20 protein-coding genes are annotated in these 17,994 nt (G+C 41.8%); 14 read left to right on the top strand and 6 right to left on the bottom strand.

Features of this window, described 5'->3' with window-relative positions:
* Positions 1–23: 23 nt before the first annotated feature.
* Positions 24–740: a 3-deoxy-D-manno-octulosonic acid kinase gene (locus ACEYKX_RS04600; RefSeq protein WP_373766283.1), complete on the bottom strand. Its 717-nt coding sequence runs from the start codon at positions 738–740 to the stop codon at positions 24–26.
* Positions 741–854: 114 nt separating this feature from the next.
* Between ACEYKX_RS04600 and folE the strand changes: the two genes are divergently transcribed.
* On the top strand, positions 855–1,511 hold the full coding sequence (gene folE, locus ACEYKX_RS04595; protein ID WP_373766284.1) for a GTP cyclohydrolase I FolE: 657 nt from the start codon (positions 855–857) through the stop codon (positions 1,509–1,511).
* Entirely contained in the window at positions 1,511–2,299 is a 789-nt protein-coding gene (gene truA / locus ACEYKX_RS04590; RefSeq protein WP_373766285.1) for a tRNA pseudouridine(38-40) synthase TruA, read from the top strand. The genes folE and truA overlap by 1 nt, the downstream gene beginning before the upstream one ends.
* A 46-nt stretch (positions 2,300–2,345) precedes the next feature.
* Here the strand turns inward: truA and hpf are convergent, their stop codons facing one another.
* On the bottom strand, positions 2,346–2,672 hold the full coding sequence (hpf, locus tag ACEYKX_RS04585; protein ID WP_373766286.1) for a ribosome hibernation-promoting factor, HPF/YfiA family: 327 nt from the start codon (positions 2,670–2,672) through the stop codon (positions 2,346–2,348).
* 182 nt (positions 2,673–2,854) lie between these two features.
* Between hpf and ACEYKX_RS04580 the strand changes: the two genes are divergently transcribed.
* The 8 genes from ACEYKX_RS04580 (at position 2,855) to trpA (ending at position 8,651) form a co-directional block, all read left to right on the top strand.
* Entirely contained in the window at positions 2,855–3,793 is a 939-nt protein-coding gene (locus ACEYKX_RS04580) for a Kdo(2)-lipid IV(A) acyltransferase (RefSeq protein WP_373766287.1), read from the top strand.
* 48 nt (positions 3,794–3,841) lie between these two features.
* The gene (locus tag ACEYKX_RS04575; protein WP_373766288.1) at positions 3,842–4,435 is read left to right on the top strand and encodes an XTP/dITP diphosphatase; all 594 of its coding nucleotides are present in this window, start codon (positions 3,842–3,844) and stop codon (positions 4,433–4,435) included.
* A 7-nt stretch (positions 4,436–4,442) separates the two neighbouring features.
* On the top strand, positions 4,443–4,763 hold the full coding sequence (locus tag ACEYKX_RS04570) for a YbjQ family protein (protein WP_373766289.1): 321 nt from the start codon (positions 4,443–4,445) through the stop codon (positions 4,761–4,763).
* Positions 4,763–5,218 (top strand): YcgN family cysteine cluster protein, encoded by a 456-nt coding sequence (locus ACEYKX_RS04565; protein ID WP_373766290.1) that lies wholly within the window; start codon positions 4,763–4,765, stop codon positions 5,216–5,218. The genes ACEYKX_RS04570 and ACEYKX_RS04565 overlap by 1 nt, the downstream gene beginning before the upstream one ends.
* Positions 5,219–5,305: 87 nt before the next feature.
* On the top strand, positions 5,306–6,058 hold the full coding sequence (locus ACEYKX_RS04560) for an SDR family oxidoreductase (RefSeq protein WP_373766291.1): 753 nt from the start codon (positions 5,306–5,308) through the stop codon (positions 6,056–6,058).
* 5 nt (positions 6,059–6,063) lie between these two features.
* Positions 6,064–6,558: a hypothetical protein gene (locus ACEYKX_RS04555; protein WP_373766292.1), complete on the top strand. Its 495-nt coding sequence runs from the start codon at positions 6,064–6,066 to the stop codon at positions 6,556–6,558.
* Between the two features lie 97 nt (positions 6,559–6,655).
* Entirely contained in the window at positions 6,656–7,855 is a 1,200-nt protein-coding gene (gene trpB, locus ACEYKX_RS04550; protein ID WP_373766293.1) for a tryptophan synthase subunit beta, read from the top strand.
* A complete protein-coding gene (trpA, locus tag ACEYKX_RS04545; protein ID WP_373766294.1) occupies positions 7,842–8,651 on the top strand; it encodes a tryptophan synthase subunit alpha in 810 nt (269 codons plus the stop codon). Before trpB ends, trpA begins: the two co-directional genes overlap by 14 nt.
* A gap of 66 nt (positions 8,652–8,717) precedes the next feature.
* Here the strand turns inward: trpA and ACEYKX_RS04540 are convergent, their stop codons facing one another.
* The 4 genes from ACEYKX_RS04540 to ACEYKX_RS04525 all read right to left on the bottom strand — a co-directional run bounded on the left by ACEYKX_RS04540 (position 8,718) and on the right by ACEYKX_RS04525 (position 13,383).
* Positions 8,718–10,031: an NCS2 family permease gene (locus ACEYKX_RS04540; protein WP_373766295.1), complete on the bottom strand. Its 1,314-nt coding sequence runs from the start codon at positions 10,029–10,031 to the stop codon at positions 8,718–8,720.
* Positions 10,032–10,231: 200 nt separating this feature from the next.
* Positions 10,232–11,428: a cystathionine beta-lyase gene (gene metC / locus ACEYKX_RS04535; RefSeq protein WP_373766296.1), complete on the bottom strand. Its 1,197-nt coding sequence runs from the start codon at positions 11,426–11,428 to the stop codon at positions 10,232–10,234.
* A gap of 50 nt (positions 11,429–11,478) precedes the next feature.
* Positions 11,479–12,036, bottom strand: a complete 558-nt coding sequence (locus ACEYKX_RS04530; protein WP_373766297.1) for a methylated-DNA--[protein]-cysteine S-methyltransferase — start codon at positions 12,034–12,036, stop codon at positions 11,479–11,481.
* Between the two features lie 66 nt (positions 12,037–12,102).
* Positions 12,103–13,383: a porin gene (locus ACEYKX_RS04525; RefSeq protein WP_373766298.1), complete on the bottom strand. Its 1,281-nt coding sequence runs from the start codon at positions 13,381–13,383 to the stop codon at positions 12,103–12,105.
* 253 nt (positions 13,384–13,636) lie between these two features.
* Here ACEYKX_RS04525 and ACEYKX_RS04520 point away from each other — a divergent pair, with 253 nt between their 5' ends.
* The 4 genes from ACEYKX_RS04520 (at position 13,637) to ACEYKX_RS04505 (ending at position 17,993) form a co-directional block, all read left to right on the top strand.
* A complete protein-coding gene (locus ACEYKX_RS04520; protein WP_373766299.1) occupies positions 13,637–13,906 on the top strand; it encodes a YfcZ/YiiS family protein in 270 nt (89 codons plus the stop codon).
* Between the two features lie 501 nt (positions 13,907–14,407).
* The gene (gene tviB / locus ACEYKX_RS04515; protein WP_373766300.1) at positions 14,408–15,703 is read left to right on the top strand and encodes a Vi polysaccharide biosynthesis UDP-N-acetylglucosamine C-6 dehydrogenase TviB; all 1,296 of its coding nucleotides are present in this window, start codon (positions 14,408–14,410) and stop codon (positions 15,701–15,703) included.
* 20 nt (positions 15,704–15,723) lie between these two features.
* Positions 15,724–16,833, top strand: coding sequence for a glycosyltransferase (locus ACEYKX_RS04510; RefSeq protein ID WP_373766301.1), 1,110 nt, complete (start codon positions 15,724–15,726; stop codon positions 16,831–16,833).
* Positions 16,834–16,835: 2 nt separating this feature from the next.
* Entirely contained in the window at positions 16,836–17,993 is a 1,158-nt protein-coding gene (locus ACEYKX_RS04505) for a glycosyltransferase (RefSeq protein WP_373766302.1), read from the top strand.
* Position 17,994 lies beyond the last annotated feature (1 nt).

Genomic DNA, 17,994 nt, shown 5'->3' with positions numbered 1-17,994 from the left:
CGCATTTTTTATGATACAAGCGGTCAGTTCGTATCGGTTTTTTGCAAATAACCGGCTATTAAGTGTTTCCAGTCTTGCACTTCAAAATGAATGGAAAGGCGTTGTCGTTCTTTATGGAACGAACGCAGCAGGCGGTCTAAATTCGCCTGCTTCCAGCCGTCGCCTTGCTGAATTCGGCATTTATCAAAATCGATTAACCAAAATTTGCCTTGTTGATCGAGCAAGATATTGTGAATGTTGAGGTCGGAATGATGAACGTGATGATCGTGTAACTGCCGAATGAGGGCGCCGATTTGTTGATATTGCTCGCCGGTTAGGGATTGTGTTTGTAAGTATTGGCTGAGATCTTGCGTCTCGTCAATTTTTTCCAACAAAATATCCGCTTGATAAACGCAGCATTGCCGTGTGATTTTCACTGCAATCGGGCGGGGAACGGGCAAATTCCAACGGTGTAGTTGTTGTAATAAGGCAAACTCTTTCATTGCACGGGTATTTTCATTACCGTTAAACCAATAGCGGTCTTTGACGAATTTTCCGAACAATCCGCCACGATAATAATGACGCAATACGCTGTTTACACTGAATTCCGCTTGGGTATTGAGAAACCATGTGGTCCCTCTGCCTTTTGCGCAGCCCAACAAGCGGTCGGATCCGTTGAATGTTTTGCAATCCAATAATTGTTGTACAAACGACTGTTGTTCGTCGGAAACAAGCTTGTGATTAAAGTGGTAATAATTCATATGATTCTTCTTTTTTGCTGAAAGCCACATGATTTTACACGATTTTGGCTTGGTTCGTTGTATTTTTAGGGTAATTTGATAGAATCTTTCGCCTAAAATTTTAAAGGAACCCCCATGAGTAATATTTCCCCGGAAGCCCGAAGCGTAAGAGACGCACTCTTGTTAAAGGGTATCGAAACGCCAACCGTGGCACATCGTAAAGATAAAGACGTTCGTCGCGCAGAGATCCAACAGCATATGCGTTCGGTATTAGAGCTGTTAGGGTTGGATTTACGTGATGACAGCTTGGAAGAAACACCTCAGCGTCTGGCAAAAATGTATGTGGATGAAATTTTCAGCGGTTTGGATTATGAGACGTTTCCGAAAATCACTAAAATTAAGAATCGGATGAAAGTCAGCGAAATGGTGTTGGTAGACGAGATCACGTTAACCAGCACGTGTGAACACCATTTTGTGACGATTGACGGTACGGTTGCCGTGGCTTACTATCCGAAAGACTGGGTGATCGGCTTGTCTAAAATTAATCGCGTCGTGCAGTTTTTCGCTCAACGTCCTCAGGTTCAAGAACGGTTTACGGAACAAATTCTGACGGCGTTTCAAACCATTTTGGAAACGGATGATGTCGCGGTGTATGTCAAAGCAACCCATTTCTGCGTTAAATGCCGCGGTGTGAAAGACACAAACAGTAAAACCATTACCTCGGCATTTGGTGGTGTGTTTTTACAAGATCGTGATACGCGTAAAGAATTTTTATCTCTCATTCACAAATAATGAAAATCGCACTGGGCATTGAATATGACGGAAGCCGTTATTTCGGTTGGCAACGTCAACAGAACGTCGATTCCGTTCAACAAAAGTTGGAAGAGGCGCTTTCCGTTATCGCCAATACACCCGTTGAAGTGCTGTGTGCCGGTAGAACAGATGCAGGCGTACACGCGACCGGGCAGGTCGTGCATTTTGAAACGGAGACGAACCGCCCGCTACAAAGTTGGTGTTTCGGGACAAATACCCATTTGCCGGCGGATATTGCGGTCAAGTGGGCGGTGAATGTCAGTGACGATTTCCATGCCCGTTTCAGTGCAACGGCGCGCCGTTATCGTTATATCATTTATAACCATAAATTGCGTCCCGCCATTTTGCCTTACGGTGTATCGCATTATTATCATGAATTGGACCATGAAAAAATGCATCTTGCTGGGCAGTACTTGTTGGGTGAAAACGATTTCAGCAGTTTTCGCGCCGCACAATGCCAATCCCATACACCGTGGCGCAATGTGCATCATTTGACGGTAACGCGTTATCAGGATTATGTTGTCGTTGATATTCAGGCAAATGCCTTTGTTCATCATATGGTGCGTAATATTGTCGGCAGTTTGATTGACATCGGGCAGGGCAGACAACCGATCGAATGGATGAAATGGCTGCTTGAACAGAAAGACCGCACCTTGGCGGCGGCAACCGCCAAAGCGGAAGGATTGTATTTGGTGGATGTCAGCTATCCTGAGCATTTTGCCATTCCGAAAGGAAGATTAGGGCCTCTGTTTTTAGGTGACGAATAACAAAAAAGCCAAGCATGTTGCTTGGCTTGTGTATCAATAGACTGAATTAGTTATTTTCATTGAGCTTTTTGATACTTTCATCCGCTCTGCGGGCTTCTCCTTTATGTTTTTGTTTATTTAACTGCGTTTCCAATTTTGTTTCGACTTCGTTAATTGCCTTGTAAAGATCCGCGTCCTCCGCTTTCGCAAATAAATCTCCTACAGGGGTACCGATAGATGCCTCCACTTGATAAGTATTCGGTTGTTTATGGATCATAAAATGCGGGTTAATTAATTGGGTTTGCCATTTATTTAGTTTTGCCAAGCGTTCTTCAATGTGAGCACGAATTGCAGGTGTAACTTCCATTTGTTTGCTTGAAATATTGATTGTCATAGCATTTTCCTCTTTTTGTTATGGACCAATTCCGGTCGAATTAATCTTGACTTCAAATTATGCTTTTCACTCCAAAATATCAACCCCTAAAATGAAGTAAAACTCAAAAATTTGATCTACTTAACACTTTTATTGTGTTATTGATTATAATCTCACCTTCTCTTGTAACAGGCGAAAAGACGATGACAGAAATTAAGCAACTTCCCCCTTTCCAACGCGCATTTTTGCACCCGAAATATTGGGGATTATGGCTCGGATTGGGGATTTTTAAACTGATCTTGGCACTGCCTTATCCGATTTTAGTGAAAATAGGTAAAGGCTTAAGCAAACTGTTTCTCCGATTAGGTTTTGGTAAACGTCGTATGCGTATTGCCAAACGGAATTTGGAACTTTGCTTCCCGGATTATACCGCTGGTCAAATTGATGAAATTTTAGCTAAAAACGCCGAATCTGTCGGCATGGCGATTATTGAAACAGGGATGGCGTGGTTTTGGTCAGATGAACGCATTCTGAAATGGTCAAAAATAGAAGGGTTGGAACATCTGAAAAATCAGCCTGAAGGCACGGGGATTATTTTTGTCGGTGTGCATTTTTTAACCCTTGAACTGGGGGCAAGAATTGTCGGGCTTCATCATCAAGGTATCGGCGTGTATCGCCCGAATGATAATCCGCTGTTAGATTGGATTCAATTTCGTGGACGGGTACGTTCTAACAAAGCCATGCTAGATCGCAAAGATTTACGCGGTATGATTAAAGTACTTCGGGCAGGAGAAACTATCTGGTATGCTCCCGATCACGATTACGGACGTAAAAACAGCGTCTTTGTGCCGTTTTTTGCGGTGAAAGAGGCGTGTACAACAGCTGGAACAAGAATGTTATTACGTTCCGCCCCAAATAGTATCGTTGTGCCGTTCACCCCAATGCGAAATGAAGATTTTTCAGGCTATACCGTTAAAATCAGCCCTGCGGTGGATTTTAGTCAGTGTGAAAATGACGTTGATACCGCAACGTTGATGAATAAGGTGGTAGAAAGCGAGATTATGCAAGCTCAGAGCCAATATATGTGGCTACATCGTCGTTTTAAAACCCGACCGAATGAAAGTGATCCGAGTTTGTATTAAGACAAGCGGTCTGATTTGATAAAAATTTTGCAAAAACAGGAAAATAGAATGAACAAAACCAAAATTGTCCTTGCCACAGGCAATCAAGGCAAAGTGAAAGAAATGGCTGATGTGTTAGCCGAATTTGGCTTTGACGTGATTGCCCAAAGTGAATTTGGCATTCAAAGCCCGGAAGAAACAGGCTTAACCTTTGTGGAAAATGCATTGATTAAGGCTCGTTATGCCGCACAAATGACAGGTTTACCCGCAATCGCTGATGACTCTGGTTTAGCGGTTGAAGCACTGGGCGGTGAGCCGGGGCTTTATTCTGCTCGCTATGCAGGTGAAGAAGGGAACGATCAAGCCAATCGCCAAAAATTATTGGCTGAAATGGCAAATGTTGCCGATGAAGATCGCACGGCAAAATTTGTCAGTTGTATTGTGATGTTACAGCACCCGACCGATCCTACTCCGAAAATTGCCATAGGCGAATGTTACGGACAAATTTTACGCGAGGAACGTGGTTCAAACGGTTTTGGTTACGATCCACTATTTTTCTATCCGCCTAAAAACTGCACCTTTGCAGAACTTGAAACTGTCGAGAAGAAAAAAATCTCCCATAGAGCGATTGCGCTACAATCTCTTAAACAACAACTAAAATAGGAAAATTATGATTATTACCACAACCCCAAATATTGAAAATCACCAAATCGTTGAGTACAAAGGCTTAGTCTTTGGTGAAGTCGTGTCAGGTGCAAACTTTATCCGTGATTTTTTAGCGAGTATCACTGACGTGATTGGCGGACGTTCAGGTGCTTATGAAAGCAAATTAAATAGTGCGAGAAAAGAAGCCTTGCAAGAATTAGAGAAAGAAGCGAAAAAAGTCGGTGCAAATGCAGTTGTCGGGGTGTCTATGGAATATCAATCTATGGGCGGTGACAAAGGGATGTTTATTGTCGTTGCGACCGGCACAGCGGTTGTGATTCGCTAATGTTGCAAAAAAATCTTCAAATCACACCGCTTTTTTGGCAAACCAAAACACTGCTTGAGATGAATGAAGCAGAGTGGGAAGCCCTGTGCGACGGTTGCGGTAAATGTTGCTACCGCAAATATATTCAAGGCAGAGGCAAACGGGAACGGTTGTATTACACGTCCGTTGCCTGTAATTTGCTTGATGTGAATACAGGGCGTTGTACTAACTACGCTGAGCGTTTCAAAATTGAAAAAGATTGCACCAAGCTCACCAAAAAGAACTTGCCCGATTTTGGTTGGTTGCCGAAAACCTGTGCTTATCGACTGATTTATGAAGGCAAGCCGTTGTTTGATTGGCATCCGCTGATTTCACAAGATCCTAATTCAGTGAAAAGAGCAGGGGTGTTAATCCCCAACGGCATTCATGAAAAAGATGTGATTGATTGGTTTGAGTTTGTGATAGATGAAGTGTAACAAGCGGTCTGATTCTGCAAATTTTTTGCAAAATCAGACCGCTTGTGTTATCTAGTTTAAAAAGTATTAAGAGAACAGGAGAAAAAGATGAAAACAGCACTCGTAACCGGTGCAACATCGGGTTTTGGTTTGGCGACTTGTCGAAAATTAATTCAAGCAGGCTATAAAGTGATCGGCACAGGCAGACGTATTGAACGGTTGAATGCACTCAAAGCGGAATTCGGTGAGCATTTCTTACCGCTTGCATTTGATGTCAGCGATGTTGAGCAGACCACACAAGCACTGAACAATCGCCCTGAAGGTTGGCAACAAGTCGATTTATTGGTGAATAATGCAGGGTTAGCGTTGGGGTTAGAACCGGCACACAAAACCGATTTAAACGACTGGTATCAAATGATTGATACCAATATCAAAGGCTTAGTGACGGTCACTCGCTTGATTTTGCCTGAAATGGTTGAACGCAATGTTGGGCATATTATCAATTTAGGATCGATTGCAGGCACTTATGCTTATCCTGGTGGTAATGTATATGGTGGTACCAAAGCCTTTGTGAAACAGTTTAGTTTGAACTTGCGAGCGGATTTAGCGGGAACAGCGATTCGAGTCAGCAATGTTGAGCCGGGCTTATGCGGTGGTACGGAGTTCTCTAATGTGCGTTTTAAAGGTGATGATGATAAAGCGGCAAAAGTGTACGAAAACGTACAATATGTGAAGCCTGAGGATATTGCCGATATTGTGCTGTGGCTTAATCAACAACCGCCACATGTCAATATTAATCGTATTGAAGTCATGCCGGTGGCACAAAGCTTTGCACCGTTGCCGGTGGCTAAAAGAGGTTAAAACGAATGCAGATAAAAACCGTTCTATTAGGGTTTTTGATAGCCTTGGTGTCCATCAATAGCACTGCGAAAAATGCTTTTGACAAGGACAATAACGAATGGAAGTGGTTTCCTAAAAAAGATCGACCGTTAAATGATCAGGAAATTTTATTTATTCCCAGTGTGAGGTTTACGACGAAGAGCCATTTACGGATAACCATGATCGAAGCCGCTTATCGTAAGAAAAGCAAGGATGATAAGATCACTGCGGCGGCAATTTGTGAAACCTATTATTTGGTTTTGGAAAAACGCCCACCGATTCCGCAAGGTGTTGTTAACAAATCTTTCGGTTGTCGGGTTGGTGTCGGACATTCTCCGGATTCAGGGGAAAACACCGCAACGGGGGTAATGCATGTACATTATCCCGGAGGTAGCATCATCACTGAAAATATTTCGATGACATTTACGGTGTGTGAACCGAATCAAAGCTATGATTATGGAAAACATTTATGTGTGCCATAATTAGAGACACCAAAAAGACAGTCATTTAAATAGCTTTTGATTTTGCACTAGTTTAGTAGTACACTTGTGCCGTGTCTGTTTTTTTAAAGGATGCCATATGACTACACTTCTTAATCCCTACTTTGGCGAATTCGGCGGAATGTATGTACCCGAAATTCTTGTGCCGGTGTTGAAACAGCTTGAGCAAGCGTTTGTTGAAGCACAGCAAGATCCTGAATTTCAAAAAGAATTTACCGACTTACTCAAAAACTACGCAGGTCGTCCGACGGCATTAACGTTATGTCGTAACTTGACCAAAGGCTCAAAAACCAAACTCTATTTAAAGCGGGAAGATTTGCTACACGGTGGTGCACATAAAACTAACCAAGTGTTAGGACAAATTTTATTGGCAAAACGGATGGGCAAAACCCGCATCATTGCGGAAACAGGAGCAGGACAACACGGTGTGGCAACGGCGCTTGCCTGTGCCATGTTAGATATGCCTTGTGTGGTGTATATGGGGGCGAAAGATGTAGAACGCCAATCGCCGAATGTGTTTCGTATGCGTTTAATGGGGACGGAAGTGATTCCGGTCGAAAAAGGCTCGTGTTCCTTAAAAGATGCGTGTTGTGAAGCAATGCGGGATTGGGCGGCAAACTATGAAACCACTCATTATTTGCTTGGAACAGCCGCAGGACCACATCCGTTTCCGACCATTGTCCGTGAGTTTCAGAAGATGATTGGCGAAGAAACTAAACGTCAAATCTTGGAAAAAGAAGGGCGTTTGCCGGATGCTGTGATTGCGGCAGTGGGTGGCGGTTCAAATGCGATTGGTATGTTTACCGATTTTATTGCCGAAGAAACCGTGAAGCTGATTGGCGTGGAACCCGCAGGCAAAGGCATTGAAACAGGCGAACACGGAGCGCCGTTAAAACACGGTTCTGTCGGTATCTATTTCGGTATGAAATCCCCGATTATGCAAGATAAAGATGGGCAGATTGAAGAATCTTATTCGATTTCGGCAGGGTTGGATTTCCCTTCCGTTGGTCCGCAACACGCACATCTCAATGCGATTGGTCGAGCGGATTATGTGTCAATTACTGACCAAGAGGCGCTCGATGCTTTCCAATTATTAGCCCGTAACGAAGGGATTATTCCTGCGTTGGAATCTTCGCACGCCTTGGCTTATGCACTGAAATTAATTCGACAAAACCCTGACAAAGAGCAGTTGTTAGTCGTTAATTTGTCAGGCAGGGGCGATAAAGATATTTTCACAGTGGATAAAATTTTAAATGGGGGGCACAATGAGCCGTTTTGACACACTTTTTCCGCAATTAAAAGCGAAAAACGAAGGGGCGTTTGTGCCGTTTGTCACCTTGTGTGATCCCGATTTTGATCGTTCTTTTGAGATTATTGAAACCTTGATTGAAAACGGTGCAGATGCCTTAGAATTAGGTTTCCCGTTTTCCGATCCGTTATTAGACGGACCCGTTATTCAAGCGGCAAATAAACGAGCATTAGACGGCGGTTTTAGCACTGATGCTTGTTTTGAACTATTGGCAAAAGTAAGAGCAAAATATCCGACGATACCGATTGGGTTATTACTGTGTGCCAACTTAATTTATGTGCCGACGGCAGATGTTTTCTTTGCCCGTTGCCAAAAAGCAGGTGTCGATGCGGTGTTAGTCGCCGATGTACCGGTTGCCTATTCCGCTGAATTTGATGAAAGTGCTAAAAAATATGGGATTCAATTGGTCTTTATTTGTCCGCCAAATGCTGATGCAGATACAATTCAGCAGATAGCAACCAAAACCGAAGGCTATACCTATTTAGTATCCCGTGCGGGCGTGACCAGCGCAGAAAATCAAAGCCATGCAGTGAATCTTGATAATTTGATTGTTCAACTCAAACAGACGAATGCCGCACCGATTTTACAGGGCTTTGGCATTGCCGAACCGCAACAGGTTAAACAGGCGTTAGCCATGGGGGCGGATGGGGCTATTTCAGGTTCCGCCATCGTGAAAATCATTGAGCGGAATTTGGATAATCAAGAAAAGTTGTTAGCGGAACTAGGGGAATTTGTAAAAAATATGAAGAAAGCGACCGCTTGTTAGCGTTTTTCTCATTTTTATTCGATAAAAAAGGCGAACATTGTTCGCCTTTTTCGCATTTAAGATTAATTAAATGGCGTAGCCTAAAGCATAGAATGCAACAAGTGCAACGGCAATGACGATAGTGCCGACATTTAATTTGTTAAATTCGCCGGAGATAACTCGTCCAATCACTAACGTTGCGAAGCCTAACATAATACCTGTCACGATATTTGCCGTTAAGACGATAAATACCGCACACACTAAACCGGACATTGCACCGATAAAATCATCGAAGTCTAATTTAGACACGTTGCTTAACATTAATAAACCCACATACATTAACGCAGGTGCAGTTGCGTAACCCGGTACTAAGAAAGCTAATGGTTGGAAGAACAGCATAAATAGGAATAACACACCGACAACAATCGCTGTTAAACCTGTTTTTCCGCCTGCTGCTGTTCCTGCTGCGGATTCAATATATACTGCCGCCGGTGCAGTACCGAATAAACCAGAAAGTACGCTACTTAAAGAGTCAGACGTTAATGCTTTATCACCATTGATGATTTGTCCGTCTTTGTCTAATAAGTTTGCTTGACCTGCAACGGCACGAATCGTACCCGTTGCATCAAAGATCGCTGTCATAACAAGTGCAAATACCACCGGTAAAATCGCGGTATTCAATGCACCCATAATGTCTAAATTTAAGAATTGGGAGTTTTCGCCGAAGGTTGGTAATTTGAACACTTCACCGCCAAATTTTACATTCGGATCGAAGATTAAGCCGATAATTGTAATCGCGATAATTACCCAAAGGATAGAGCCTTTTATTTGTAAGCGTTCTAAACCAATGATTGCCGCTAAACCGATTAATGACATCATCACAGGGAATGAGGTAAATTCACCCATTTTTACTGGCAAGCCCGCTTGGTTACTTACCACTAATCCGACACCGTTTGCTGCAATTAATAATAGGAATAAACCGATACCGATACCCGCACCGTGCGCGATGCTTGACGGCAGATTACGTAAAATCCAAGCACGAATACCCGTGACGGACACAAGGGTAAAGACCACACCCATTAAGAAAATCGCACCTAATGCCACTGGGATACTGATGCCTTGACCTAATACTAAGCTAAATGCGGTGAAAGCAGTGAGTGAAATCGCACAGCCAATCGCCATTGGTGCGTTTGCCCATAAGCCGATTAAGATTGATCCTAAACCTGCGACTAAACAGGTGGCGATAAACACGGAATCTGCCGGAAAGCCGGCTGCACTCAACATATTCGGTACAACGATAACCGAATAAACCATCGCTAAAAAGGTGGTTAAACCTGCGATAACCTCTTGACGAACGTTTGAGCCACGTTCAGCCAGTTGGAAACGAGAAAGAAAAGACATAATAGTAAAACCTCACTGAAAAAAGATGGCGGATTTTACACAAAGATAAGGCGCAAGGCAAACGTTTGCATGATAAGCTTTATTGAAAGAACGGCGAGGGGGGAAGTTGACAAGCGGTCGGTTATCTCTGAAATTTTGCAAATTTTTATTGGAAACTGACCGCTTGTCTTTCGATGTCGTGGGGTGCCGGAAGGTTTGCGCTAAGCGGTGAGATGAAGCCGCCCGAATCCGGCTTCAAGATCGGCAATCAAATCTTCCACCGCTTCCAAACCGATGTGTACGCGAATCAGCGTGCCGCTTAATTTCCGTTCAATGGCAGGGCGAATCCGTTCAATCTCTTTAGGCTGATTGGCCAAGATTAACGATTCAAAACCGCCCCAAGAATACGCCATGGAGAAGATCTCAAAATGGTCAAGGAAATTCGCCAGTTCATTATCGGAAAGGGTTTTGCAAAGTTCAAACGAAAACAGACCGCTTGATCCTTTAAAATCACGTTTGAAGTTTTCATGACCGGGACAACTTGGCAAGGCAGGATGATACACCGCTTTTACTTCAGGGCGTTGCGCCAGCCAATTGGCGACTTGAAGGCTGTTTTCTTCATGTTGTTTCAACCGTATGCCTAGCGTTCTTAAGCCACGAGCAGTCACGTAAGCCGTATCGGCATCGACCATTTGCCCCATCAGATAAGAATTTTCACGCAACTGATCCCAACAGCGGGCGTTAGAAACCGCCGTGCCAATCATGGCATCGGAATGCCCGACCAAATATTTGGTTCCCGCTTGAATGGAAATATCAATGCCGTATTCCAAAGCAGGGAAGAGTACGCCTGCCGCCCAAGTATTATCGATCATAATCACGATGTCCGGATTCTTTGCTCTCGCAGCGTTAACCATTGTAGGAATATCCGGCACTTCCATAGTCAATGAACTCGGCGACTCTAAAAAAAGTACTTTGGTATTCGGCTGAATTAACGCCGCAATACCGTCGGCAATCAGCGGATCATAGTAGGTGGTTTCCACGCCCATCCGTTTGAGGATTTGGTTACAGAAGTCTTGTGTCGGCTCGTAGGCTGCACCGCTCATCAACACATGATCGCCTTGAGACACAAAGGCGAGAATACTATTACTGACAGCGGCGGCGCCACATGGGTAAAGATAGCAACCGGCTCCGCCTTCCAATTCGCTCATGGCATCTTGCAGGGCGAAATGGGTTAAGGTGCCACGCCTGCCATAAAACAATCCACCTTTATAGCGGTTGCGTGTCGCTTCTTTTTTATCGGCAACGGTTTCAAAAACAAGAGAAGAGGCTCGTTGAATCACGCTGTTTACCGAGCCTTGTGTATAGCGGGATTTGCGTCCTGCATGGACGAGTTTGGTGGCTAAGTTGTGTTTTGTCATTCTATTTCCTTTCTATTACAAGCGGTCAGATTCGTCAAAAATATTACAAATTAAGACCATTTTTTATTTTTATGTTGAACGAATTCAATACCTTTATCTTTATATTCAATTTTTTCAAGTTGCAGTAAAAAACGTTTGGCAGGCAGTCCGCCGCCAAACCCTGTGAGATTTTGCGTTTTTCCTAAAACGCGATGGCAGGGAATTAAAATCGAAATCGGGTTTCTGCCGACCGCTCCGCCCACGGCTCTGACCGCTTTCGGGTTATTAAGCGATAAGGCAATTTCTCCGTAGCTGGTGGTTTTGCCGTAAGGAATTGCCAGCAATTTTTTCCATACCGCTTGTTGAAAGGCGGTACCTTGTGGCGCTAAGAAATCTAATTGGCTGAAGTCTAAGGTTTCGCCGGCAAAATAGCGATTCAAGCTATCCGTCGTTTTGCAAAAAACGGCTTGGATCTCACCGCTTGCATGTTCGGCAGATTGCCAATCTTGAACCATATCGGCATTTTGTTCTTGTTCAAATTCAATGCCGAGTAGTCCTTTTGAGTTTGCTATCAGCAACAATTTACCGACAGGAGAAGGATAAAATTGATAAAAAATAGCGGATTTCATTGTGATCTCCATAGAAAAAGGCGTGCCACTTAGTGTACACGCCTTTGAAGTTACATCAAACGAAAATTAGAATTTGTAGTTGAGGTTTAAGCCGTAAAGGTTTGCCGTTGATTTGGATTTAAACGAGCCGCTAACCGAACCTAAGCGGGTGGTTTCGGTTTCGGTAAAACGGGTATTGCTGCCGCGTAAGTGGGCATAAGCAACGTCAACGGATAAATTCGGTGTAAAGCGATATGTTGCACCGAGTGCGTACCATGTACGATCGGTATCCGGGATAGAAATAGACGGTTTTTCGACACTGGCACTTTCATCGAATGCGATACCGGCGCGTAAGGTGAATGCGTCGTTTACATCATAAGATGCGCCGATTGCGATACGTGAAGCATCACTAAATTTTTCATCTTTATGCAGTAATATTACGCTGGCATTATTAGTGGCGTGAAGTTCTTGGAATTTACTCCAGTCGGTACGTTTATAGCTGTACTGTACGGCAAATTTGTCGGTCAATTTATGATAACCGGACACTTCCCAGTATGCCGGTAGTGTAAGATCTAAGCTTCCGTCAACGGTCGCACCACCCAAACCGCCCAATAAGACGGGTAATTCGTTGGAGTATTCACCGTCAAAACCGAGTTTCACTGATGAATGGTAAGCTACGCCCAAACGGTTTCTTTCGTTAATATCGTAGTTTAAGCCGACGTTCCAACCGAAGCCCCAGGTATCACCTTTTAGTTTACCCATAATTGTAGCGTTGTTTGTCACAGGAAGTCCGCCTGCGCGAGCATTGATGAGATTGCTGGTATAACCGGCGTAACGCTCTAATTGTGCTTTCGCATGGACGGCATTGAAACCGGCGCCGAAGCTGAAACCATAACCTAAATCATAGGCGGCACTGAAATTGTAGTTTGCAGCGGTCAGCTTGGTTTTACCGCCAAAAAGCCCGGCGCTGTATTCTTTCGTAAAATTGGATTTCAAACCGTAGTTCACATTGAGACCGCCACCAATCACTAAGCGATCATTAATCGGTGCCACAATATAGAGATTCGGAACAACGGCACTCGGAATAATATTTTTAGCATCTGCATTTTGACCGAGATAAGAGCCCTCAATATCCACATCGGCATCTACTAAGATACCGCCGGCTGAAATTTCAATCTGTTTGAATTTGGTCATTAAAGCAGGGTTAGTTGCTACAACGGAGGCATTATCCGCAACGGCAGCATTGCCCGCGTATGCCAAACCTAAACCGGAGGTCGATACTTCGGCTAATTGGAATGCGGCGGCGGAAGCCCCTGTGGCAGAAAATGTCAGAATGGATACAAGTGTAGTTTTTGTGAATTTAGTCATTAGGATATTCCTCATAAAAAAATGCTTATAATGCAGTTATTTTGTCTCACCATTTATGTAAATTTTGTTACAAAATGAAAGCGTGTGGGATTCTACGGCGCAACATTTATAAATCAATGAAATTTATGTGTAAATATCAGAGTTCCGACCAGTTAGGAGGAACTTTTTAGAAATATTGTTTTCTTACGTTTCAACTTGAGTCATAAGTGAGTAAAATACAAGCTCTGTTAGTTTGAATTCAATGGAGTAAAAGATGACTGAAAAAGAATCAACATGTTGCTGTGATGTCGGCACTATTATTGATAATAGTGATCGCGTAGCGGATTTTAACCAAGTTTACGCAACCGAAGCCGAAGCACAAGATGCATTAAATTATTTAATAAGTAAAGCCCGGGCTGCCGAATCGGAACCTTGTAAAATTCAAAGCGAAATCAAAGCAGTGAATAACGGTTATGAATTAACCGCACAATTTGAATTTGCTTATCAAGCGGAAACGTTAATTTTTCAACTTGCGATACGTTAGTATTTTAAAATATGGATTTTTTATAAAGGGATTATTCACATTTATAATCCCTTTTATTATTTTATTGCTGAGATTAAAAAGTATATATTCATCTTATTAAACAATTAAATGGTTATTAATCGAATTGTTGCTTTTTCGATATTCTTGGCTTTGTAAATATGGTTGGCGGTAGATCGTAGGTGTCTGTATGAAACTGAACATTTCTAGCTTAATTGTCTTTTTTTTGTAATTTTGTGTGTTTTTGTTTAAATCATATTAAGGCTAATGTTGGCTATGGTAATGTTAACAAGATATAATGTGATTTATATGGAAATAGTTAGAGCAATGTACTAATCTATACCATACTAATGCATCGCAAATTCTTTTCAGGGAATAAATCTTAATGAATAGGATTTTTTATAATTTATGTTATAACAAATAATGTTATGCTTAAATTTGAATCCTATAAATATGAATTATTTTATCAACGTATTATTTTTGTCTTTTTAAGGTAAGCATATTATGAAATTAAATGAAGTGAAATTAGGTATTATCGGTTTGGGTTACGTCGGTTTACCATTGGCAGTGGAGTTCGGAAAATCAAGACGGACTACTGGGTTTGATATCAGCCAAAAACGCGTAGATGAGTTAAATCAATATCAAGATCATACGCTCGAAGTGTATCCGGATGAATTGAGAAAGGCGGTGCACCTGACTTATACGACTCAGTTGTCGGATCTTCGTGAATGTAATTTCTTTATCGTGACCGTTCCGACACCTATCGATCAAGCAAATCGTCCCGATTTACTTCCTTTATTAAAAGCAAGTGAAACTATCGGTAAAGTCTTGAAAAAAGGGGATGTGGTGGTCTATGAATCTACAGTCTATCCGGGGGCAACGGAGGAAGTTTGTATTCCTGTATTAGAGAAAGTATCAGGTTTAACGTTTAACCAAGATTTCTTTGCCGGTTATAGCCCGGAACGTATTAACCCGGGTGATAAAGTGAACACCTTGACTAAAATCAAGAAAATTACCAGCGGTAGTACGCCTGAAGTAGCGAATTTAGTTGATGAACTTTATTCCAGCATTATTACAGCCGGAACGCATAAAGCAGCAAGTATTAAAGTCGCAGAAGCAGCAAAAGTCATTGAAAATACTCAACGTGACTTGAATATCGCTTTAGTGAATGAGCTATCCATCATTTTTGATCGTATCGGAATTGATACGCTTGATGTATTGGAAGCTGCCGGCAGTAAGTGGAATTTCCTTCCGTTCCGTCCGGGACTAGTCGGTGGACATTGTATTGGTGTAGATCCATACTACCTAACACATAAAGCCGAAGAAGTCGGTTACCATCCTCAAGTGATTCTTGCCGGTCGTCGTATTAATGACAGTATGGCACGATATACCGCTCAAAATACAATTAAATTGATGGTTCAAAATGGTATTGATGTGGCACGTGCTAAAGTTGGTATTTTAGGTATTACGTTCAAAGAAAATTGCCCGGATATTCGTAATAGTAAAGTTGTTGATATGATTCAGGAACTCCAACAATGGGGCGTTGATGTGGTGGTTGACGATCCTTGGGCGGATGCGAAAGAAGTCAAGGATGAATATGGTATTGAATTATCTAAAATTGATGAAAAACATCCGGTCGATGCCTTAGTTGTTGCCGTCGGTCATAGAGAATTCAGAGCATTAACAGGAGATCAATTATTAAGTTATATTTCTTGCGATAAACCTGTCTTAGTTGATGTAAAAAGTTTATTCCAACGTGAGCAAATGCAAGCAAAAGGCTTTACTGTATTCCGTTTATAAAATTTCTAAGAGATATTCATATGAAAAAAGCAGATTACAGAGTTCTTCTTGTGAGTGATATGGGAAAAGTTGGAGGAACAGAAATAGCGACAATGATTGCGGCTAAAGAGTTAAGTGCTGTAGCTGATAGAGTTTTTGTATTCGGTAAACAAGGACCTGTTTCAAAAATGATTGATGGTATGGGAGTAGGGCAGTTTGAGGCGGAGTGTCACACCCGTAATCCATTTAAATTACTTCAATATATTTTGAAAATGGTAAAAGTGATTAACCAATATGATATCAATATTATCCATTCGCAAATGGCAAGACCTGTTCCTTTCATTTGGTTGGCTAAATTGCTTTCTAAAAATCGCAATAAAATCAAAATATTATGGACTTGTCGTGGTATTGATCATCAAACATATCCGAAGGTTGTTCCTTTCTTCTCAAAACTAGGAGTAAGAGGAATCGGAAACTGTAAACGTGAACAGCAGAAGCTTATTCGATACGGATATCCTAAAGAGATCACTTCTTATGTTTATAACGCATATCGTTTGGTACCGACAGTGAATCCGATGAAGCCTCTAGATAAGCCGGAAATTGTGATTGGTACGTTATCGGCATTAAGAAGAAGTCGACGGGTAGATTTGTTTGTAAGATTAGCTGACTACCTTTTAAAAAACAATATATTAAATAAAAACGTTCGTTTCTTAGTCGGTGGAGACGGCGAACATCGTTTGGAATTAGAAGAATTGGCGGTAGAGCTAGGCATCAGTGATAAAATTACGTTTGCTGGTAATGTAAACGATATTTCTTCATTTATGAATAAAGTCGATATTTTCGTAAGCTCCTTAGTCATGGATGGAGATTCTGGTGCAGGGCTTTCAAATTCCGTCGTAGAAGCTATGGTTATGAAAGTACCGGTATGCTCGTTTGATGCTGTCGCAATAGGTGAAATTGTCATAAACCAGCAAACGGGATATTTAATTGAACCGGGAAATATTGATGCGATGGCAAATGCTATCAAAGATATGCTTGAGCATCCGGAACAAACAGCAGAATATGTAAATAATGCTTATAACCTTATATTGGCAGAGTGTGATCCACAGGATTATGCTCGTAAGTTGCTCACCTTATATAGAGATTTATAAAAATGCATATTCTATTCTTGCCGTCTTGGTATCCATTAAATGCGGGGGATCTAAACGGCTCCTTTTTTAGAGAACAGGCTAAAGCACTGGCTAAAGCGGGGATGACAGTTGGTATAGTTGTCCCGCAGTTACGTTCTATAACATTAGGGAAAAAAGCAATTTTAGGATCTTATCAAACGGAAGTATGGGAAGATGGCAATATTATTGCTTATATGAAACATGGGGTTCGCTGGTTTCCTAGGATTCCATATATTGACATGAATATGTGGGTAAAGGAAGGTTTAGTAGCTTTTGAAAAATATATCCAGGAACAAGGGAAACCAGATGTTATTCACGTACATAGTATAGTCTCGGCAGGTCCTTTAGCTCTGAAAATTTATAAGAAATATAAAATCCCATTTTGTATTACAGAGCATAGTACTGTATTTGGAAGGAACCTAGTTGAGAGTTGGAAATGGAAGATTTTGGAAGAGTCTGCGAGATTTGCGAAGGCAAAAATTGCAGTGAGTGCAAGTCTGGCAGATACTTTAAAACAGAAGTTAACACATGATGATTGGGACGTTATTCCTAATTTATTGGATGAATTTTTTGTTAGTAATTATCAGGTTAAAGATAAGAAAAATCAGATTTGTGCTGTCGGATTTTTACATGAGAAAAAAGGGTTTGATATATTAATCAGTGCATTTGCATTAATACATCAGGATTACCCTAATTTAAAACTATGCATTGGCGGAGATGGAGCCCAAAGACAGCGGTTAATGCAGTTAATTGAGCAATTAAATTTGCAGGAAAAAGTAATGTTATTAGGACGTTTATCACGTTCAGAGGTATGTTACTTAATGCAAGAAAGTCTTTTTTATGTTGTGTCTAGTCATATAGAAACCTTCGGCGTCGTTGCCATTGAAGCATTATCACAGGGACTCCCGGTAGTATCAACACGCTGTGGTGGTACAGAATCTATCTTGGTTGAAGGAGATGGAATATTTGTAGATGTGAATAGTGTGGAAGCATTGGCAAAAGGAATGATTGAATTATTGGAAAAATATGATGATTATGATGTGGAATCAATTAGAAGACGTTGTGTTGAACGATTTGCGGAAAAAGCTTTTGTAGAAAAAATGGAGCGAGTCTATCGAAATTGTATAAATGAGAATAAATAAT

Source organism: Glaesserella sp., from assembly GCF_041817755.1.
Lineage (GTDB): Bacteria > Pseudomonadota > Gammaproteobacteria > Enterobacterales > Pasteurellaceae > Glaesserella.
The sequence above is the reverse complement of the archived record's forward strand: the minus strand, read 5'-3'. Positions and strand labels throughout refer to the sequence as shown.